We start from the raw sequence: 19,954 nt of genomic DNA, 5'->3' as shown, positions 1-19,954 counted from the left end.
TCCGGAGAGGATCTCCTGGTTGAGGTTGAGCGACTCCTTGCCGTACGTGAAGACGCCGCGGCCCGTACCGCCCTGGTCGGCGCGGTCGAGGCGGCCTGGCAGAGCCTCGCGCTCTCCGGCCCGGCCCGGCGGCGCATCCTCGGCGACGCGCCCGAGCGGCTGCTGGTGCGCGCGGAGGCCGCGCTGGCCGGTTCGGCCCGGCCCGAGGAGGACGCCGCGCGGTACCTCGGCTGGGCCCGCGACCTGCGGCGCGGCCGCCCGCTGCCGTCGCCCGACCTCACCGAGGCGGAGGCGGCCGAGCCGGCCGTCCGCCGCCCCGGCCCCCGGCCGCCGCTCCGGCGGGCGCTGCGGCCCGGCTCGGCGCTGCTGCCGATCGCCCTGCGGGTCGCGGTCGGCTGCGCCGCCGCCGGGTGGCTCTCGCTGGCACTCGGCGTCGGGCGGCCGTACTGGGCGGTGGTCACCGCGGCCTCGGTGTTCCAGGCCAACAGCACGCTGTCCTGGCAGCGCGCGCTGCAGCGGGTGCTGGGCAACCTGCTCGGCCTGCTGCTGTTCACCGCCGTGCTGCCGGTCGCGCACGCGGGCCCGGTGGCGCTGATCGGGCTCGGGCTGGTCTGCCAGCTCGGTGCGGAGGCGACGATCGCCCGCAGCTACTGGCTGGCGACGGTCTTCGTGACCCCGATGGCGCTGCTGATGACCGAGTTCGCGGGCCCCCAGCCGGCCGGGGCGCTGGTCGCCGACCGCTGGCTGGACACCTGCGTCGGCGCGCTCACCGGCCTCGCGGCCTGCCTGCTGGTCACCAACCGCCGCACCGCCACCCGGCTGGGCCGCGCCCTGGCCGGGGCCGAGGCCGCCGGCCACCGGGCGCTGGCCGCCGTCTCCGCCGCCGATGCCGGTAATGCCGCTGATGCCGCAGACGCCGCTGATGCCGTCGGCGCCGCTGGTACCCCGGAGGCCCACGCCGCCCGCACCGGCCTCGCCGCCGCCCTGCTGGAACTGCGCGAGGCCGCCGACACCGCCGCCGGCGAGTGGCGCCGCCCCGCCCTCCCGCACCAGCGTGCCGCCGCCACCGAACAGCAGGCCCACCACCTGCTGGCCGCGCTGCTGGAACGCCGCGGCGGGGCCCCGCCGGAACGCCGTGGCCGCGAGGCCCTGCCGGACACCGTCCGGCCCCGCCGGGTCTCGGCCTAGGATCGGAGCCGACCGGCAGGCCGCAGAACGGGAGCAGCACGCGTGGAGGACGTCGTCGCAGGTGTGCTGCGCCAGTGGGAGCGGGCCTACCCGGGGCTGGACACCGGTCCGATCGCCGTCCTCGGACGGATCAACCGCTGCGCCGCACTGCTCCAGCAGACCCCCGACCCGCTCACCCGGTCCGGCCTCAGTCGTGCCGAGTTCGACATCCTCGGCGCCCTGCGCCGCCTCGACCGCGAGCTGACCCCCACCCAGCTGGCCCGGGAGAGCTTCGCCTCCGGCGCCGCCGTCACCAAGCGGCTGCGGCTGCTGGAGGAACGCGGGCTGGTCAGCCGCCGCACCGACGACCGGGACCGCCGGGTCGCCCACCTCGCGCTCACCGAGGAGGGCCGGACGCTGGTGGACGGCCTGATCCAGGAGCTCGTCGCCCACGACCGGGCCCTGCTGGCCGGCCTCACCCCCGCCGAGCAGGACCGGCTCGCCGAGGCCCTCAGCGGTCTGCTGAACAGCCTGGAGGGGACGATCGGCCGCACCCTGGGCTGAGCCCGGCGGGCGGTGGCGGAGCGTCAAGGGCGCTGCCGCGGCGGGAAACTATGCTCGTGGTGCGGGCGTACGGGGGCGGCGCGCCGGGTGCGGAGCGGGCTCCCGCCGCGCGCGGTGTGTCGAGTCGTCTACCGGGAGCTCCCCTTGGGCAACAGCGCGGACCGAACCGACGGCGACCGCTCCCGTCCGGAGCGCCCGGGCGGCTCCGGCGACCCCCTCGCGCGGCTCACCCGGGGCATCGTGGTGACGGTCGCCGTCGGTTTCTGCGCCGCCTCGGTGGTGGCCACGGTCCGCAACCACGACGGTCTGTCCTACCAACTGCCCGCCGTCGCCCTCCTGTTGGTCCTGCTCGGCTGCCAGCTCGGGCACGCCGGGCCGTGGCGCCTGCCGCGGCGCTGGTGGCCGTGGAGCCTGGTCGCCCACGGGGTGCTCACCTACCTGCCGTTCCTGCTGCTCGACGGGTCGTGGGTCGGCATCCCCGGCTCGTTCGCCGGAACGGTTCTGCTGACCGTCGCGCCACCGCGCTCCTGGGCGCTGTTCGCCGCCCTGGTGGCCGCCCAGTACCCGCTCTGCGCGGCGCTGGGCGGCAACCTCGGCCAGTGCGTCAACGCCTCGGTGTCCACCGCCGTGGGCGGCGTCGTGGTGTACGGGGTGGCCCGACTCGCCGATCTGATCACCGAGTTGCGGGCGGCCCGGACCGAGCTGGCCGAACTCGCGGTGGACCGGGAGCGGCTGCGCTTCGCGCGCGACCTGCACGACCTGCTCGGCTCCAGCCTCTCGGTGGCGGCGCTGAAGTGCCAGCTCGTCGAGCGGCTGGCCGCGGAGGACCCGGATCGCGCCCGTGCGGAGATCGCCGAGGTGCTGGCCCTGGTCCGGCAGGCGATGACGGACACCCGCCGGCTCTCCACCGGCGACCTGCGGATGTCCCTGGCGCGGGAGGCGCGGTCGGCGGTCTCGGTGCTGCGGGCGGCGGGGATCGAGGTCGAGGCCGAACTGGACTGCGAGGGGCTGCGGCCCGAACTCGACGCGGTGCTGGCCACCGTGCTGCGCGAGGCGGTCACCAACCTGCTGCGGCACAGCGCGGCCCGGCACTGCGGGATCCGGGCGGGCCGGGACGAGCGCGGCGCGGTCCGGCTGCTGGTCTCCAACGACGGCGTACCGTGCGAACGTTCCGCCACCCCGCGCCAACCGGGCGGCGCTTCACGTGATCCGGACGCCCCTCGCGAACCGCACGCCGCCCGGCGCGACCCGGACGCCGCCCCGCCCGACCCGGGCGGCGGGCACGGCATCGGGAACCTCGCCGAGCGGCTGCGGGCCGTCGGCGGCCGGCTGACCGCCGAGCGGGACGGAACGGGCTGGTTCCACCTGGCCGCCGTGGTCGAGGCCGAGCCCGCCCGGGAGACCGCCCGCGCCGCCTGACGGCCGCCTGACGTCCGCCTGACGACCGCCCGGAGGGGCTGGCTACTCACGCATCCCCATCACCTCGACGGGCTCGCGCCGCAGCGCCAGCCGGGCGGTCAGCAGCACGGTGCCCACCCCCAGCAGCGCCGCCGAGCCCAGCACGGCGGCCACCCAGCCCCAGGGCGGTGCGGGCCAGGCCGTCCCGGTGAGCGCCAGGCTGACCGGGACCAGGACGGCGGCGGTGACGGCCGCGCCGAGGGCGAGCGCCACCGCGACCGTGATCCCGCCCTCCCAGGCCGTCATCCGCAGCACCTGCTGCCGCGTGGTGCCCACCACCCGCAGCAGCGCGAACTCGCGCAGCCGCTCGCCGGTGGCCATCACCAGGGTGTTGACCACGGCGATCGCGGTGAACAGGCTGATCATGCCGAGCAGCAGCCACCCGACCGCGGTGGCGGACTCCTGCTGGTGCCGCCGCGCCGCGTCGTAGTCGGCCCGCTCGCTGACCCGGGCCATCGGGTAGGCCGGGACGAGGCCGCGGAGCTCCCGGCCCACCTGCCGGGGGTCGGCGCCGGGCGCGGTGCGGACCAGCACGGTCGGCGCGAGCCGGTCCGGTGCGTGGGCGGCGGCGAAGGAGGCGGGCAGCAGCGCGTCCGCGAACCGCGCGTCGCGGTCGTACACCGCGGCCACCGTCGCGGTGCCGTCGGTGCCGTCCTCCCACGCGATCTGGACGGTGGCGCCGACGCCGGCCCCGAGCTCGTCGGCCGTTCGCCGCCCCAGCGCGACGGCCGCGCCGCGCAGCCCGTCCAGCGAACCGGCCGTCACCCCCGGGTCGACCAGCTCCGCCAGCCCCTGCGGGTCGACGATCCGGGCGGTCAGCCCGTGCTGGCCCGCGTCGCCGACGGAGGCCAGCACGGTCGTGGACACCAGTCCGCCGGCCGCTCGCACGCCCGGCAACTCCCGTACGGTGGCGGTGAATTCCGGTGGCAGGCCGATCCCGTCGGCCTGGACCACGTGGTCGGCGAGCAGCCGTCGGCCGTCCTCGGCCGCGTAGGCCCGGGCCTTGACCACCGGGACGAACAGCATCGTGCCGGTGAAGGCCACCGTCAGCACCAGCGGGGTGACGGCGGCGGCGAAGCGGCGCGGTTGGGCCCGCAGGGCGGCGGAGGCGAGGAAGCCGGTGACCGGGAAGAGCCGGCCCACCGGCCCGCCGATCGCCACGCTCGCGACCCGGCCGATCAGCGGCCCGAGCAGGGCCACCCCGAGCAGCAGCACCAGCACCGTGCTCTCGGCCGTCCCCGCCCCGCGGCGGCCGTCCGTCGAACCGGCCAGCACGACGCCGCTGCCGGCGAGGGTCAGGAGCCCGAGGCCGGTCCGGAGCCGGCCGACACCGGGCGGCGGTGCCGAGGAGTCGCGCAGCGCCCTGGTCGGCTCGACCCGGGAGGCCCGGCGCGCGGCGGCCCAGACGGCCAGCTGCGCGGTGACGACGACGCCGGCCAGGACGATCAGCGGGGCGGTCGGGCCGACGTGCAGCGGCACGTCCGGGCGGGCCACCCCGCGGTCGACCAGTTCGCTCCGCAGCAGTGCGGCGAGCCCGACCCCGAGCGGGAGGCCGACGACCGCGGCCGCGAGGGTCAGCACCAGCGCCTCCAGCGCGACCATCCGCCGCACCTGCCCGGTGGTGGCGCCGACCGCCCGCAGCAGGGCCATTTCGTGCAGCCGCTGCTGGACGGAGAGCGCGAGCGCCCCCGCCACCACGAAGACCGCGACGAACAGCGACAGCACGCCCGTCGTCCCGGCCAGCGAGGAGAGGCCGTCCCCCGGCCCGGGGACGCCGGAGAACTCCAGCTCGCCGCGCTCGTCGCCGGTGTGCACCCGGGGGCCGGACCAGTCCGGCTCGCCGTCGCGGGCCCGTGCCGCGGCCAGCGCCCGCCGGGCCCGCTCGGCCAGCTCCCGCACGTCGGCCCCGTCCCGCGCGGTGAGCCCGATCGCGTCCGCGCCGGCCGTCGTCCCGGCGAGCCGGGCGGCCTGCCCGGGGCTGAAGAAGAGCGCGCTCTGCCGGGACGGCCCCCTCGCCGGCGCGGCCAGTCCGGACACGGTGTAGCCGCGCGGCGCCTCGGTGGTGGCCAGCCGTACGGTGCCGCCGGCCGCGACCCCGGCACGGGCGGCCGTCGCGGCGTCCAGGACCACCTCGTCCGGCCCGACCGGGTCGCGGCCGGAGGTGAGCCGGAACGGGGTGAGGGCGGCGCTCGTCCAGGCGTGCCCGAGCGAGGGGCCGCCCTGCGGGCCGGCCAGGACCTGCCCGGAGGCGGTGACCACGGCGGCCGGGAAGGAGACCTCCGGGACGGCGGCCGCGACGCCGGGCAGCCCGGCGAGTTCGGCGGTCAGCGGTCCGGCGTCCGGGATGCGGGTGCCGTGGCCGACCACCACCGGGGCCGCGGCGTAGCGCTCGGTGGGGGTGCCCGTGCGCAGGGCGGACTCCAGCAGGACCCCGCAGGCGACGGTCAGGACCAGGGCGCAGACGAGCGCGGTGAAGGCGCCGGCGAAGCCCGCCTTCCGGCCCCGCACCGTCCGCCAGGCCAGCTTCAACACGCGGCTCAGCCCCCCGGTGGTACGCCCTCGATGTCATCGCGAGCCTAGCTCCGGGCGCACCGGCCGGAATTCCCTTCGCCGACGAAGGAAGGCCTGGTTGAGCTTTTCCGTGGGTCGTCCACGGCCGGATCCGTGCGAAACGCACGGTCCGTCAACCGGCGGGCGCCAGGTCACCCGGACCGGTACCGAGCCCGGGTTTCGCCGGCCCGCCGCGGGCCTACGCCGTCGGCAGCCAGCCCATCTCCTCGGCGATCCGGATCGCGTCGACCCGGCCGCGCCCCCCGGTCTTGGCCACCGCGGCGGCCAGGTGGTTGCGCGCGGTGCCCGCCGAGATGAACAGCCGGGCGGCGATCTCGCTGACCGAGTCCCCCCGCGCCGCGAGCCGCAGGACCTCCGACTCCCGGGGCGTCAGCGGGTTCTCCCGGGTGTCCAGGGCGGCCAGCGCCAGCTCCGGGTCGACGACGCGCTCGCCGGCGGCCACCTTCCGGATCGCCGCGGCCAGCTCCTGCGCGGGGGCGTCCTTCCCGAGGAAACCGAGCGCACGGGCGGAGAACGCGGCGCGCAGGTGGGCGGGTCGCACCAGCCCGGTGAGGACCAGCGTCCGGCACCCGGGGAGCTTCTCGTGCAGTTCGGCCGCCGCCCGCAGCCCGTCCAGCCCGGGCAGGTCGATGTCGAGCACCGCGACGTCCGGGCGCACCGCCAGGGCGGTCGGCACCACCTCGTCCCCGCGCTCCACGTCGGCGACGACCTCCAGGTCCTCCTCGTACGCGAGCAGGGCCATCAGCGCGCCGCGCACCATGGTCATGTCCTCTGCCAGCAGGACCCTGATCATCCGCACTCTCCCCCTGTCAGGTGACGGCCACGGACGGGGTTCATTAGACAACAGGCCTTGCCAGGGCCGGTTTCCGTGCTTGATCGGCCCCGAGCGGTCCGCCGGTCGGCGTAGCCTTCGTGCATGGCAGAGAGCAAGGTCCGGAAGGCCGCGGCGGACAGGCCGGCGGCGAAGAAGGCGGCGGTGCGGCCGCGGAAGCCGGAATCGCGCCTGGCGATGGTGCGGCGGGCCCGGCGGATCAACCGCGAGCTGGCGGAGCTGTACCCGTACGCGCACCCGGAGCTGGACTTCGAGAACCCCTTCCAACTGCTGGTGGCCACCGTGCTGTCGGCGCAGACCACCGACCTGCGGGTGAACCAGACCACCCCGGCGCTGTTCGCGAAGTACCCGACGCCGGAGGACATGGCGGCGGCGAACCCGGAGGAGCTGGAGGAGATCATCCGCCCGACCGGCTTCTTCCGGAACAAGGCGAAGTCGCTCCTCGGCCTCTCGGCGGCGCTGCGCGACGAGTTCGGCGGCGAGGTCCCCGGCCGGCTGGCCGACCTGGTGACCCTGCCGGGCGTCGGCCGCAAGACCGCCAACGTCGTGCTCGGCAACGCCTTCGGGGTCCCCGGCATCACCGTGGACACCCACTTCGGGCGGCTGGCCCGGCGGTTCGGCTGGACCACCGAGGAGGACCCGGTGAAGGTCGAGGCGGCCGTCGCGGAGATCTTCCCGAAGTCGGAGTGGACGATGCTCTCGCACCGGGTGGTCTTCCACGGCCGCCGGATCTGCCACTCCCAGAAGCCCGCCTGCGGCGCCTGCCCGATCGCGCCGCTCTGCCCCTCGTACGGCGAGGGGGAGACCGACCCGGAGAAGGCACGCAAGCTGTTGAAGTACGAAATGGGCGGCCAGCCCGGGCAGCGGCTGCGGCCGCCGGCCGACTTCCCCGGTGAGGCGGCCGCCCGTGCGGACGCCGCCGTCCACCACGGGCAGGTCGCGGACCTGGCGGTGGACGCGTGAGCGCGCGGTGGGGGAACCCCGGGCCGGACGCCGGGGGAGTCGTGCGGGGCATCGAGCTGGACGGGCTGCCGGACTGGCTGGAGCCGGTCCGGGAGGCGGCCGAGCGGGTGCTGCCGGAGCAGTTGAGCCGTTTCCTGCCGCCGGCCGAGGGCGGCCGTCCGGCGGCCGTGCTGATGCTGTTCGGCGAGGGCCCGGAGGGGCCGGACCTGCTGCTGATCGAGCGCGCCCGCTCACTGCGCTCGCACGCCGGTCAGCCGTCCTTCCCGGGCGGTGCGCTGGACCCCGAGGACGGTGATCCGAACGGCCCGGGCCCGATCGCGGCGGCGCTGCGCGAGGCCTGGGAGGAGACCGGCCTGGACCCGGCCGGGGTGCAGGTGTTCGCGGAACTGCCCCGGCTCTTCATCCCGGTGAGCAGCTTCGTGGTGACCCCGGTGCTGGGCTGGTGGCGCGAGGAGTCGCCGGTGCGCCCGGTGGACGCGGCCGAGACCGGCGCGGTGTTCCGGGTCACCATCGCGGAGCTGGCCGACCCGGCGAACCGGGTGCGGCTGCGCCACCCGTCCGGGCACATCGGGCCGGCCTTCGCCGTCGCCGGGCGGCTGGTCTGGGGCTTCACCGCCGGGGTGATCGACCGGGTGCTGCACCACAGCGGCCTGGAGCTGCCCTGGGACCCGTCCCGGATCGTCGACCTCTCGGACGAGGCGCTGGCGCTGGTCCAGGGCGACCTCGAACACTCCCGGGTGCTGCCGGGCGGCGACGCCGACGCTTCGTGACCGGTCGTCGGCGCGTCCGGCGCGCGGCCCGTGGGAGGGTGTCCGAGTGAACGTCCTGGATGTGCTGCTGATCCTCGCGGCCGTGGCCTTCGCCGTGTCGGGCTACCGGCAGGGCTTCGTGGTCGGCGTGCTCTCGCTGGTCGGCTTCCTCGGCGGCGGCCTGATCGCCGTCGAGCTGCTGCCGCTGCTGCTGCTCGACCACATCGGCCCGGGCACCACGGCCTCGGTGGTGGCCGTGGTGGTGGTGATCGTCCTCGCCGCGATCGGCCAGGCGATCACCGCGCACTTCGGCTGGAAGCTGCGCGGGCACATCGGGCGCCGCCCGGCCCGGGTGCTGGACGCCAGCGGCGGCGCGGTGGTGAACGTCGTGTCGATGCTGCTGGTGGCCTGGCTGATCGGTTCGGCGCTGGCCGGGGCCTCGCTCCCGACGGTCTCCAAGCAGGTCCGCTCCTCGGCGGTCCTCGGCGGGGTGCAGAACGCGCTGCCCAGCGACGCGCCGAACTGGTTCTCGGACTTCTCCAAGGTGCTCGCCCGCAACGGCTTCCCGCAGGTGTTCAACCCCTTCGAGCACGAGCCGATCACCCAGGTCGACAGCCCCGACCCCGCGCTGGCCGCCAGCCCGGCGGTGGCGCGGGCCCGGCAGAGCCTGGTCAAGGTGGTCGGCACGGCGACCTCCTGCGGCAAGACCCTGGAGGGCAGCGGTTTCGTCTTCGCCCCGCACCGGGTGATGACCAACGCCCACGTGGTCGGCGGGGTCGACGAGCCGACCGTGCAGATCGGCGGTGTCGGCCAGCTGTACGACGCGACGGTGGTCCGCTACGACTGGCAGCGCGACATCGCCGTCCTGGACGTGCCCAAGCTGAACGCGCCCGCGCTGCCGTTCGCGGGCGAGGCGAAGACCAACGACAGCGCGATCGTGGCCGGCTTCCCGGAGAACGGCGCCTTCAACGTCCAGCCGGCCCGCATCCGCGGCCGGATCCAGGCCAACGGCCCGGACATCTACCACCGCGGCCAGGTGGTCCGCGACGTCTACTCGGTGCGCTCGGTGGTCCGGCAGGGCAACAGCGGCGGGCCGCTGCTCACCCCGGAGGGCGAGGTGTACGGGGTGGTTTTCGCCAAGTCCCTGGACAGCGCGGACACCGGCTACGTGCTGACGGCGGCCGAGGTGCGCGAGGACGTCGTGCAGGGCGGCGCGGCGACCGCCCGGGTGGACACCCAGGGCTGCGCGCTCTGACCTGGCTTGACCTGGGGGTGTTCGGGAGCGGTTCGGGGCGCCGCGCGGGGTGTCCCGGGACGCGCCGGGCCGGGTGGTCCGATGTCCGTCGATCCGTCAGGTGCCCCTGGTAGCGTCGGCCGCGCTCACCCGTTCGGCTCAACCGGGCGCCGTCCCGGCGTGGGTCCGACGGGAGGTCGTGGCAGTCCGATGATGGGTCACTCGCACGCCGTGAGCGGGGCGATGCTGTACGCGGCCTCGGCTCCCTTCCTGCCCCCGCTGCTGCTGCACACCACCCTGCAGCCGGCCGACATACTGATGGGCACGGTGCTGTGCGCGGGCGCGGCGCTGCTGCCGGACCTCGACCACCACGACGGCTCGATCGCCAACTTCCTCGGTCCCGTCTCCAAGCTGCTCTGCCGCTTCGTGGCCTGGGTCTCCGGCGGCCACCGGCACGCCACCCACTCGCTGCTGTTCGTGGCCCTGATGGGCGGCGGCACCTGGGCCGGGGTCACCTTCCTGGGCCGCGACTTCACCCTGGGGCTGACCTTCTTCCTGCTGGCGCTCGCGATCCGGGCGCTGCGGCTCTGCCCGCCGGGCGACGGCCCGGAGGCGTGGATCACCGTCATCGGCCTGGCCGCGCTCGGCACCTTCGGGATGAACACCTGGATGCCCAACTCGCCCGGCTGGCTGCCGTACGCGGTGGCCCTGGGCACGCTGGCGCACCTGCTCGGCGACTGCCTGACGAAGAAGGGCGCGCCGCTGCTCTGGCCGCACAAGGAGCGCTACGAGGTGGTGCTGATCAAGCGCAGCGGCAACAGCGTCGAGACCAAGGTGCTGGTGCCGGTCATGTCGGTGGCGACCTTCGTCCTGCTCTGGTTCACCGCGCTGTCGCCGACGATCGTGAACTGAACGGGGCGCGGGGCCCCATCCCCTACCGCCCGGTGCGCTGCGGCGCGAGGCCTCAGGTCTCGCGCCGCAGCCGTGCGCCCACCCAGCGGGCGCGCCGGCCCAGGATGCGGGGGATGCCGAGCTGCCGCCGTTCCGTGCGCTGACGGCCGTCCGGGCCGTCGAAGCCGAGGTCGTCCGCCCGGTCGGGCCGGTGGGCGGAGCGCTGGGGGCTGTTGTGACGTCGGCCGCGCGGGGCGCCGCCGCTTCCGGGCATCCAACTCATACCGGAAGGGATGCCCCTGGGCCGGTGGAGGTAACCGCCTGGGCGCCGCCGAAATTGGCCTATGCGGTTGTCATATGAGCGTAAAAATAAGGGAGTTGGGACCAAGGGCCCTTCCGGTCGACCGCCCGTACGGCCGTGTCCGGCGGCTACGACGGGCGGCTACGACGGGCGAGCGCGACGGGCGAGCGCGACAGGCGGCCCCGTCGGGCGACCGGGTCGGGCGGCCGCGTCGGGCTCCGTGCGCGTCACTCCTTGTGGCGGCCGATCCAGTCCAGCAGCTCGGCGGTGAACTCCTCCGGCGCCTCCTCGTGCGGGAAGTGCCCGACCCCCGGCATCAGCCGCCAGCGGTACGGCGCCGCCACGTACTCGCCGCCGCCGAGCGCGGTGTGCGACAGCAGCACCGGGTCCGCCGCGCCCTGGACGTGCAGGGTCGGCGCGGTGATCGGCTTCTTCATCCGGCGGGCGAACTGGATGCCGTCCGGCCGGGCCATCGAGCGCAGCAGCCAGCGGTACGGCTCGATCGAGCAGTGCGCCGTGCTGGGGATCTGGATCGCCTGCCGGTACGCGTGCACCGCGGCCTCGTCCAGGCCGTTCGGACCGGTCCAGGAGGTCAGGTAGCGGCCGACCAGCTCGGCGTCGTCGGCCACCAGCCGGCGTTCCGGTATCCACGGCCGCTGGAAGCCCAGCACGTGCTCGAAGGCGGCGAACTGCCGGCGGTCGGTCAGCAGGGCCCGGCGCAGGTCCCGCGGGTGCGCGGCGGAGACCGCGGTCAGGCTCTGGATGACGGACGGTCGCATCACCGCCGCCACCCAGGCCAGGGTGCCGCCGGAGGCGTGCCCGACCAGGTGCGCGCGGCGCTCGCCCAGCGAGCGGATCACCCCGGTGATGTCCAGGGCGAGGTTGCCCGGGTCGTACCCGCGCGGGGTGCGGTCGCTGCCGCCGATGCCGCGCAGGTCGAGGGCCACCGCCCGGTAGCCGGCCTCGGCGAGCGCGGTCAGCTGGTGGCGCCAGGCCCACCAGTACTCGGGCCAGCCGTGCACCAGCAGCACCAGCGGGCCGGAGCCCAGTTCGGCGATGTGGAAGCGGGCACCGTTGGCCGCGAGGTCGCGGTGCGTCCAGGGGCCGGGCTGCCGGATGCTCCAGGCCTCATCGCCCTCCGCCGGGGCCCCGGCGGCGGCCGCGTCGCGGGGCTCCCGTTCGGGCTTCCGGTCGGGCTCTCGCGCGGGTGCCAGGCCGGTGCCCTCGGGGGCGGTGCCGGGGCCCTCGGGGCCTGCGGGGCCTCCGGGGGTGAGTCCGGCGCCGGAGTCGGGGCCGGACTCGGCGGACGGCTGCGCGGGCACGGGCTTCTGGTCAAGCGGCATACCGAGAGCGTGTCACATCCGCGCGCCGGACACGTGCCCGGCACTCGTTGTCGGCGGGTCCGGCGCCCGCCGGTGCCCCGCCGACGCCGGTGGCGCGGCGTGGGCGGCGGGGCACCGGCGTCGGGTGCCGGTCACCGGGTGCCCTGGTTCGCGGGGCTGGTTTGCGGGGTGCCGGTTACGGGATGCGGCCGAAGGCCCGGTCGATCTCCTCCTGGGTGGCCGGGCGCGGCCGGGCGTTCTTCAGCACGTCGGCGGTCCGCTGGGCGCCCTCGATGGTGCGGACCGGCTTCTCGATCTTCTTGAACGAGCGCCAGGCCAGCACCCCGAGCAGCACCGCGAGCAGCAGGTAGGCGCCCGCCACGATCAGGAAGGACCAGCCCAGCGACAGGCCCAGCGCGTGGATGCCGAAGGCCGCCGCGGCGCTCAGCATCGGGATGGAGAACAGCGCCACCACACCGGCGACGATCAGCGAGACGCCGCCGGAGACGCCGCGCTTGACGTCCGCCCGGATCTCGGCCTTGGCGAGCGCGATCTCGTCGTGGACGAGTGCGGACAGGTCGGCGGTGGCCGCCGCGAACAGCTGCCCCACCGAACGCTCGCCCTCGTAGGGCGCCCGGCCGTTGCTGGACGGGTCTGCGGCTCCTGCGGGCATCAGCGGTTCTCCTCTGCGGCTGTGCGGCGTGACGCCGCCGCGGTGTGCGGTTCCGGGCCGGTGGGGGGTCCGGAGGCGTCTGTGGGTTGTCGACAGCTCAGAATCATGCCCCTACCGGTCAGTCGCACACCACTCCGGGGCCCCGGCGGGGGGACGTGTCCCGACGGCCGGGGCGTTCCGGACGGTCTCGCCCGCGCCTTCCGGGAGCGTCCCGGAGGGGTTTCCGGGGCGGGCGCCTCGGCCGGAGTCGCCCTCGGCCGGAGTCGCCCTCGGCCGGAGTCGCCCTCGGCCGGAGTCGCCGCGGCGGGAGCCGCCTCAGCCGGACTGTCCCGAGCGGCCCCGGTGACCGGAGCCGCGGCCGGGCTCGTGTTCCCCGCCTTCCCCGCCTTCCCCGACTTCCCCGCCGGTCGTCGGGCGGGCCGACTCGCCGACCCTCGCCCGCCAGGCCGGGTCGTCCTCCTGGTAGACGTCCGGGATGCCGTCCCCGTCCACGTCCCGCTCCTCCTCCTCGCACAGCGCGCGGTAGTGCCGGTTGCGCAGCTTCAGCAGCACCGTGGCGACCACCGCGGAGAGCACCGAGCCGACCAGCACGGCCGTCTTGGCCCGGGCGGCGAGCGCCGGGTCGTCCGGGAACGCCAGTTCGCTGATCAGCAGCGAGACCGTGAAACCTATGCCGGCGAGGACCGAGACGGCGACCATGTCGGCCCACTTGAGCCGCGGGTTCAGCTCGGCCCTGGTGAACCGGGCGGTCAGCCAGGCGCCACCGAACACGCCCAGCGACTTGCCGACCAGCAGACCGATCACGATGCCCAGCGGGGCGGCCTGGGTGAACACCTCGCGCAGCTTCGGACCGGAGACGGCCACCCCGGCGGAGAACAGCGCGAACAGCGGGACGGCCAGGCCGGCCGAGAGCGGGCGGACCAGGTGCTCGATGTGCTCGCCGGGGGAGTGCTGCTCGTCGCCCTCCCGGTGGCAGCGCAGCATCAGGCCCATCGTGACGCCCGCCACCGTGGCGTGGATGCCGCTCTCGTGCATCAGCGCCCAGGTGACGACGGCCAGCGGTACGAAGAGGTACCAGCCGTGGACGCCGCGCCGGTGCAGGAACCAGAACAGCACCAGCCCGGCGAAGGCCAGACCGAGCGCCCAGAACTTGATGCCGTGGCTGTAGAAGACCGCGATGATCAGGATCGCGATCAGGTCGTCGACCACCGCCAGGGTGAGCAGGAAGGCGCGCAGCGCGGCCGGCAGGTGGCTGCCGACCACCGCCAGCACCCCGAGCGCGAAGGCGATGTCGGTGGCGGTCGGGATCGCCCAGCCCCCGGGGTGTCCGCCGCTGCCGGAGTTCACCAGGGCGAAGAGGATCGCGGGCAGCGCCACGCCGCAGACGGCCGCGACCACGGGCAGCAGCGCGGCACTGGGCGTGCGCAGCTCACCCGCGACGAACTCGCGCTTGAGCTCGATCCCGGCGACGAAGAAGAAGATCGTCAGCAGGCCGTCCTTGGCCCAGGTGGCCAGGGAGAGGTCGAGGTGGAGCGGGGCGGAGGGGCCGACGGTGTAGTCGAGCACGCTCTGGTAGGCGTGCGGCCAGACGTTGGCCCAGATCAGCGCGATGACGGCGGCGCCCAGCAGCAGCATGCCGCCGACCGTCTCGGTGCGCAGCGCGTCGGTGATGAAGGTGCGCTCGGGCAGTGACAGCCGACCGAGGAGCTGCCGGCGTCGGGTCGTCGGCTCGTGGACGGGCGGCTGATCGGTCACGTGGGACCTCCTGGGGCTGGGAGCGGCAACGGATGCACGGGTGGTGCAGTTGCCGACCAGACTTCCCGGCGCGCCCTGTGACGCCCGCGATTCCCGTCAAGGGATCTTGATACGTCCTTAATAGTCTAGCGGGGCGTTCGAGTGACATCCGGATTGTCTTATTCAAGGACTTAAGCCCTACGGGCCGGTTCTGCACCCCGGAGGAGCAGCGATCCGGCAACCGGGCGGTGGCACGGCCTGGCGTCCGAGGGGTGGTCCGGCGGGTGTGTTGCCGACGGTGCCGAGGAAACGGCTGTGCCCCGGGCGGTGGTCACCGCCCGGGGCACAGCCGTCGTCTTCAGCGGGGCTCAGCAGAGTGGGGCTCAGCAGAGTGGGGCTCAGCCCTCACCTGCGGGCCGGTCGTTGCCGGCCCGGTCCCGTCCGCCCTGTTCAGCCGTTGTCGTTGTCCGAGGCCGGCAGCTGGGCCTGGATCTGGCTCATCACCGTGCTGTCGGCCAGGGTGGTGGTGTCACCGACCTCGCGGCCCTCGGCGATGTCGCGCAGCAGGCGGCGCATGATCTTGCCGGAGCGGGTCTTCGGCAGCTCGCCGACCACCTTGATCTGCTTCGGCTTCGCGATCGGGCCGAGCGTGCGGCCGACGTGCGCCCGCAGCTCCTCGACCAGCTCGGGGCTCTCGGTGACGCCGCCGCGCAGGATCACGAAGGCGACGATGGCCTGACCGGTGGTGGCGTCGGTCGCGCCGACCACGGCGGACTCCGCCACGGACGGGTGGCCGACCAGGGCCGACTCGACCTCGGTGGTGGAGATGTTGTGGCCCGAGACGAGCATGACGTCGTCGACCCGGCCGAGCAGCCAGATGTCCCCGTCCTCGTCCTTCTTGGCGCCGTCACCGGCGAAGTAGCGGCCCTCGAAGCGCGACCAGTAGGTGTCGATGTAGCGCTGGTCGTCGCCCCAGATGGTGCGGAGCATGGACGGCCACGGCTCGGTGAGCACCAGGTAGCCGCCGGAACCGTTCGGCACCTCGACGGCGTTGTCGTCCACCACGGTGGCCGCGATGCCCGGCAGGGCGCGCTGGGCCGAGCCCGGCTTGGTCTCGGTGACGCCCGGCAGCGGGCTGATCATGATGGCGCCGGTCTCGGTCTGCCACCAGGTGTCCACGATCGGGCACGTGCCGCCGCCGATGTGCTCGCGGTACCAGACCCAGGCCTCGGGGTTGATCGGCTCGCCGACACTGCCCAGCACCCGCAGCGAGGACAGGTCGAACTTCGCGGGGATGTCGTCGCCCCACTTCATGAAGGTGCGGATCGCGGTCGGCGCGGTGTAGAGGATGGTCACGCCGTACTTCTGGACGATCTCCCAGAACCGGCCCTGGTGCGGGGTGTCCGGGGTGCCCTCGTAGATCACCTGGGTGGCGCCGTTGGAGAGCGGGCCGTAGACGATGTACGAGTGGCCGGTGACCCAGCCGATGTCGGCGGTGCACCAGTAGACGTCGGTCTCCGGCTTGAGGTCGAAGACGGCGTGGTGGGTGTAGCTGGCCTGGGTGAGGTAGCCGCCCGAGGTGTGCAGGATGCCCTTGGGCTTACCGGTGGTGCCCGAGGTGTAGAGGATGAACAGCGGGTGCTCGGCGTCGTGCGCCTCGGGGGTGTGCTCGGTGGACTGGCGCGCGGTGATCTCGTGCCACCAGACGTCGCGGCCCTCGGCCCACGGGATGTCCTGCCCGGTGCGGCGGACCACCAGGACGTGCTCCACGCCGTCGGCCTTGGTGAGCGCCTCGTCGATGGCCGGCTTCAGGGCGGAGGGCTTGCCGCGGCGGTAGCCGCCGTCGGCGGTGATGACGAGCTTGGCCTGGGCGTCCTGGATGCGGGAGGCGACGGCGTCGGAGGAGAAGCCGCCGAAGACCACCGAGTGGGTCGCGCCGATCCGGGCGCAGGCGAGCATCGCGACGACCGCCTCGGCGATCATCGGCAGGTAGACGGCGACCCGGTCGCCCTTGCGGACACCGAGCTCCAGCAGCGCGTTGGCCGCCTGCGAGACCTCGTCCTTGAGCTGGGCATAGGTGATCGAACGGCCGTCGCCGGGCTCGCCCTCGAAGTGGATGGCGACCCGGTCACCCAGGCCGTTCTCCACGTGGCGGTCGACGCAGTTGTACGCGACATTGAGCTTGCCGTCGGCGAACCACTTGGCGAAGGGAGGGTTGGACCAGTCGAGGGTCTCGGTCGGCTCGACGGCCCAGGTGAGGCGACGGGCCTGCTCGGCCCAGAAACCCAGACGGTCCTCGGAGGCCTGCGCGTACGCGGCCGCGGTGACGTTGGCGGCTGCGGCGAGCTCTGCCGGCGGGGCGAAGCGCCGCTCCTCCTTGAGCAGGTTGGCCAGGCTCTCGTTGCTCAACGCGCACTCCTCATCGAGTCATGATCGGGGGCGTTCCCGTGCGTGGGGATTGTCCCGTGTGTCCCAGCGCACAGCTCACCAGGCGAACGGGGCAGTTGACAAGAGGCTCCTGGGAATTGGTGTAGACCTTTGACCGGCGGCCGGTCGGCCGCCCGCACGGTGCGCCGCGGCGGACCGGACGACCGTGCGGGGGTGGGTGGGCCCGTGCCCCGGCCCGCCCGGCGGGGACACGGACCCGGCTCTCAGGCAGCCAGCCGGGGGTCCTCCTCGCTGCCGTCGATCGGAGCCCGATCGTCCTCATTCACCCGTTCGGCCGATGCTGTGTTCGGCCGGTCGCCGGGGGCGGTTCCGATCGGGGCCTCGGCGTGGCGTTCGATTTCCTTCGCGCGCCTCCCGGCGCGGGCCTCGACCGGGCTGAACGTCCCGGCGGCCCGGTCCAGGACATAGGCCTGGGCCGTCGCGAAGTCGAAGTACATCCCGACCAGCCGCAGGGTGCCCTCCTCGACCCGGCGTTCCACCGCCGGGTTCGCCATCAGCTGGTCCAACTGCTGGACCACGTTGGTGATGCAGAGCTGCTCCACCACGTCCACCGCGGGCCGGGCCGCGAACTCCGCCGGGACCCGTCGGAGCCGGTCCAGCGAGCCGCGGCCGTTGCGCAACCAGCGGGCCAGCGGGGTGGGCGGCCCGGGGCGCTCGTGCACGCCGTCCAGCAGCGCCTGCATCGCACCGCAGCCGGAGTGGCCGCAGACCGTGATCGAGCGCACCTCCAGCACCTCGACCGCGTACTGCACCGCGGCGGCCACCGAGTCGTCCGCCGCTCCGGGTTCGTGCGGGGCCGGCACCAGGTTGCCCACGTTGCGCACGGTGAACAGGTCGCCCGGGCCGCTGTTGGTGATCATGCTGGTGACCATCCGGGAGTCCGCGCAGGTCAGGAAGAGCTGGGAGGGCGCCTGACCCTCGCGCGCCAGGCGGGCGAGCTCCGGTCGGATCAGCGGGGCGGTGTGCAGCTGGAACACCCGGACCCCGTCCAGCAGCCGGCCGTGCGGGTCCTCCTGCTGTTCGATGCAGTGGTGGCCGACCCAGGGCGTCCAGGCCCGGCAGCGGTGCGGGCCCGGTGAACTGCCCGCGCGCACGGTGCCGTCCGGGTCGAGCACCTCGTCGTCCCGGCGGCGCGTCACCATCGAGACCCGGCCTCCTGTGTGCTGGTGCCCGGCCCGCCAGCTGTGCAGCGTCTCGTACGCGGCGTGGTCCAGGAAGGAGCCGTCGTGGACCACGGTGACCTCGGCCCCGGCCGGGATGCCGGCCAGCGCCCGGCCGAGCCGGGGCACGGTGGTGAAGGTGAGCGGGCCGTGCGTCTGGACGGTGACCGTGCCGTCGGGGCCGGTCTCGACGTCCACGTGGGCGCGGGTCAGCCGGTAGAGGGCGAGCAGTATGGCGGTGCCGGCGCCGATCGCGAGGCCCCACAGCACGCCGGCGGCGACCACGCCGAGCACGGTGATCAGGTAGACGGGGAACTCGCGGTGCCGGTGCACCTTGCGGATGTGCGCGAAGCTCACCATCTGGAGCCCGACCACCAGCACCAGCGCGGCGAGCGCAGCCAGCGGGATCCGGCGCAGTCCGCCGGCCAGCGCCAGCGCGGCGGCCAGCACCCAGACGCCGTGCAGCACCGAGGCCCACCTGGTCTGGCCGCCGGCCCGCACGTTGGCGGTGCCGCGCACCGCGCCCCCGGCGACCGGCAGCCCGCCGACCAGCCCGCTCACCAGGTTGGCGAGGCCCTGGCCGCGCAGTTCTCGGTCGAGGTCGCCGGTGCGGAGGGACATCCGGTCGATCGCGACGGCGGACAGCAGGGACTCCACGCTGGCCACGGCGGTGACGGTGAGGACGGCGGCGAGCAGGCCGAGGACGGGGCCGTGCGGCAGCGCGGGCAGGAGCACCTGCGGCCGCCAGTCGGGCAGCTCGATGTGGGCGAGCCGCAGGTCCAGGGCGAACACGAGGGCGGTGGCCAACGCGATACCGGCCAGCGGGCCGGGCACCTTGGCCAGCCGGGCACCGAACTCACCCGCGCGGCCCGGGAGTCGGCCGAGCCGGGGCCAGCCGATCAGGACGGCCGCCGTCACCGCTCCGGCCAGCACCGCGGGTGGGTGCGGGCCCGTCAACTGGCCGGGGAGAGCCAGGAGGTTGGCGACCGCGGAGCTCTGCGGTGAGCCGCCGAGGACGACGTGCAGCTGGGCGATGGCGATGGTGATGCCGACCCCGGCCAGCATGCCGTGCACGATCGCGGGCGAGACGGCGAGCGCCGTCCGGGCCACCCGGCGTGCGCCGAACAGGAGTTGGAGCAGGCCGGCGGCGACGGTGACGGCGCAGGTGGCCCGCCAGCCGTACTGGGCGATCAGCCCGGCGGTGACCACCGTCAGGGCCGCCGAGGGGCCGCTGACCTGGAGCGGTGTGCCGCCGAACAGCCCGACCACGATTCCGCCCACGGCCGCGGCGGCCAGGCCGGCGGTGAGCGGGGCGCCGGTGGCGAGCGCGATGCCGAGGGAGAACGGCACGGCGATCAGGAAGACCACGAGGGACGCGGAGAGGTCGTGGGCCCAGCGGGTTCCGGGGCCCGGGCCCGGCGGCGCGTGGTCGGTGGTGTCGGAGGCGATGGGGGCACTGGAGATGTCGAGGGTCATGGTCTTCCCGTCTGTCCGGGGGAACGAACGCAGTCAGGTCCGGTGATGGGTCCGGGGTGGGGGTTCCGGGGCGGCGGATCGGCTGTCGTGGGTCGCGACGGTGTGGCGGGATGGCGTGGGCGCGGCGGGGGAGTGCGGGTGTCACCGGCCGGCGTCGACCATCAGGCCCGCCAGGGCTCCGGGTGAGGTGCGGGACGTCTCACCGGGGGCCGCCGGGCGAACCATCAAGACTCGGTAAACCGAGGGTAATGAAAGCTTTGCACAGCGTGGTTCCGGGAGGGAAGCGGAAAACCCCCTGATTCACCCCATTGGGTGGTGGCCGAACGGTCGGGAATCTGCTGCTGGTGGCGGCGGCCGCGGCACCCTGCGGCCGGGCCGGGCCGGGCCGGGCCGGGCGGCGGCAGCGGCTGG

15 protein-coding genes are annotated in these 19,954 nt (G+C 74.8%); 7 read left to right on the top strand and 8 right to left on the bottom strand.

The window, feature by feature from the left end; genetic code table 11:
* From ABZW03_RS18195 to ABZW03_RS18185, 3 genes are all read left to right on the top strand, one after another.
* Positions 1–1,188: FUSC family protein (locus ABZW03_RS18195; RefSeq protein ID WP_355258740.1), on the top strand; the 1,188-nt coding region annotated here is incomplete at its 5' end.
* Between the two features lie 42 nt (positions 1,189–1,230).
* The gene (locus ABZW03_RS18190; RefSeq protein WP_355258737.1) at positions 1,231–1,731 is read left to right on the top strand and encodes a MarR family transcriptional regulator; all 501 of its coding nucleotides are present in this window, start codon (positions 1,231–1,233) and stop codon (positions 1,729–1,731) included.
* Positions 1,732–1,875: 144 nt separating this feature from the next.
* Complete coding sequence (locus tag ABZW03_RS18185; RefSeq protein ID WP_355258734.1) at positions 1,876–3,150, top strand: histidine kinase; 1,275 nt, start codon at positions 1,876–1,878, stop codon at positions 3,148–3,150.
* A gap of 42 nt (positions 3,151–3,192) precedes the next feature.
* On the opposite strand, the gene ABZW03_RS18180 is transcribed toward ABZW03_RS18185, so the two are convergent.
* Positions 3,193–5,721, bottom strand: a complete 2,529-nt coding sequence (locus ABZW03_RS18180) for an FtsX-like permease family protein (protein ID WP_355258731.1) — start codon at positions 5,719–5,721, stop codon at positions 3,193–3,195.
* A gap of 217 nt (positions 5,722–5,938) precedes the next feature.
* The gene (locus ABZW03_RS18175; protein WP_355258729.1) at positions 5,939–6,553 is read right to left on the bottom strand and encodes a response regulator transcription factor; all 615 of its coding nucleotides are present in this window, start codon (positions 6,551–6,553) and stop codon (positions 5,939–5,941) included.
* Positions 6,554–6,676: 123 nt separating this feature from the next.
* Here ABZW03_RS18175 and nth point away from each other — a divergent pair, with 123 nt between their 5' ends.
* The 4 genes from nth to ABZW03_RS18155 all read left to right on the top strand — a co-directional run bounded on the left by nth (position 6,677) and on the right by ABZW03_RS18155 (position 10,450).
* Entirely contained in the window at positions 6,677–7,555 is an 879-nt protein-coding gene (gene nth, locus ABZW03_RS18170; protein ID WP_355258726.1) for an endonuclease III, read from the top strand.
* Between the two features lie 41 nt (positions 7,556–7,596).
* Positions 7,597–8,325 (top strand): CoA pyrophosphatase, encoded by a 729-nt coding sequence (locus tag ABZW03_RS18165; RefSeq protein ID WP_355258723.1) that lies wholly within the window; start codon positions 7,597–7,599, stop codon positions 8,323–8,325.
* 46 nt (positions 8,326–8,371) lie between these two features.
* The gene (locus ABZW03_RS18160; protein ID WP_355258721.1) at positions 8,372–9,559 is read left to right on the top strand and encodes a MarP family serine protease; all 1,188 of its coding nucleotides are present in this window, start codon (positions 8,372–8,374) and stop codon (positions 9,557–9,559) included.
* Between the two features lie 189 nt (positions 9,560–9,748).
* Complete coding sequence (locus ABZW03_RS18155; protein WP_355258718.1) at positions 9,749–10,450, top strand: metal-dependent hydrolase; 702 nt, start codon at positions 9,749–9,751, stop codon at positions 10,448–10,450.
* Between the two features lie 52 nt (positions 10,451–10,502).
* Here ABZW03_RS18155 and ABZW03_RS18150 read toward each other — a convergent pair whose 3' ends face one another.
* From ABZW03_RS18150 to ABZW03_RS18125, 6 genes are all read right to left on the bottom strand, one after another.
* Positions 10,503–10,712 carry a hypothetical protein gene (locus ABZW03_RS18150; protein ID WP_355258716.1) on the bottom strand — a complete coding sequence of 70 codons (210 nt, stop codon included), beginning with the start codon at positions 10,710–10,712 and terminating at the stop codon, positions 10,503–10,505.
* Positions 10,713–10,957: 245 nt separating this feature from the next.
* Complete coding sequence (locus tag ABZW03_RS18145; protein WP_355258713.1) at positions 10,958–12,073, bottom strand: alpha/beta hydrolase; 1,116 nt, start codon at positions 12,071–12,073, stop codon at positions 10,958–10,960.
* A gap of 175 nt (positions 12,074–12,248) precedes the next feature.
* Positions 12,249–12,725, bottom strand: coding sequence for a phage holin family protein (locus ABZW03_RS18140; protein WP_355258710.1), 477 nt, complete (start codon positions 12,723–12,725; stop codon positions 12,249–12,251).
* A gap of 315 nt (positions 12,726–13,040) precedes the next feature.
* Positions 13,041–14,480 (bottom strand): Na+/H+ antiporter NhaA, encoded by a 1,440-nt coding sequence (gene nhaA / locus ABZW03_RS18135; RefSeq protein ID WP_355258707.1) that lies wholly within the window; start codon positions 14,478–14,480, stop codon positions 13,041–13,043.
* 429 nt (positions 14,481–14,909) lie between these two features.
* Positions 14,910–16,868, bottom strand: coding sequence for an acetate--CoA ligase (gene acs, locus ABZW03_RS18130; RefSeq protein WP_355258704.1), 1,959 nt, complete (start codon positions 16,866–16,868; stop codon positions 14,910–14,912).
* A gap of 242 nt (positions 16,869–17,110) precedes the next feature.
* The gene (locus ABZW03_RS18125; RefSeq protein WP_355258701.1) at positions 17,111–19,543 is read right to left on the bottom strand and encodes a SulP family inorganic anion transporter; all 2,433 of its coding nucleotides are present in this window, start codon (positions 19,541–19,543) and stop codon (positions 17,111–17,113) included.
* Between the last annotated feature and the right edge of the window lie 411 nt (positions 19,544–19,954).

Source organism: Kitasatospora sp. NPDC004799 (assembly GCF_040609095.1).
Taxonomy (GTDB): domain Bacteria; phylum Actinomycetota; class Actinomycetes; order Streptomycetales; family Streptomycetaceae; genus Kitasatospora.
Note: the sequence above shows the minus strand (reverse complement) of the source record. Positions and strands in the feature narration are given on the sequence as shown.

Excerpts from the sequence above, each read along its gene's own strand:
- ABZW03_RS18175 (WP_355258729.1), bottom strand. The coding sequence starts at position 6,553 with ATGATCAGGGTCCTGCTGGCAGAGGACATGACCATGGTGCGCGGCGCG.
- nth (WP_355258726.1), top strand. The coding sequence starts at position 6,677 with ATGGCAGAGAGCAAGGTCCGGAAGGCCGCGGCGGACAGGCCGGCGGCG.
- ABZW03_RS18155 (WP_355258718.1), top strand. The coding sequence starts at position 9,749 with ATGATGGGTCACTCGCACGCCGTGAGCGGGGCGATGCTGTACGCGGCC.
- ABZW03_RS18150 (WP_355258716.1), bottom strand. The coding sequence starts at position 10,712 with ATGAGTTGGATGCCCGGAAGCGGCGGCGCCCCGCGCGGCCGACGTCAC.
- ABZW03_RS18145 (WP_355258713.1), bottom strand. The coding sequence starts at position 12,073 with ATGCCGCTTGACCAGAAGCCCGTGCCCGCGCAGCCGTCCGCCGAGTCC.
- ABZW03_RS18140 (WP_355258710.1), bottom strand. The coding sequence starts at position 12,725 with ATGCCCGCAGGAGCCGCAGACCCGTCCAGCAACGGCCGGGCGCCCTAC.
- ABZW03_RS18125 (WP_355258701.1), bottom strand. The coding sequence starts at position 19,543 with ATGACCCTCGACATCTCCAGTGCCCCCATCGCCTCCGACACCACCGAC.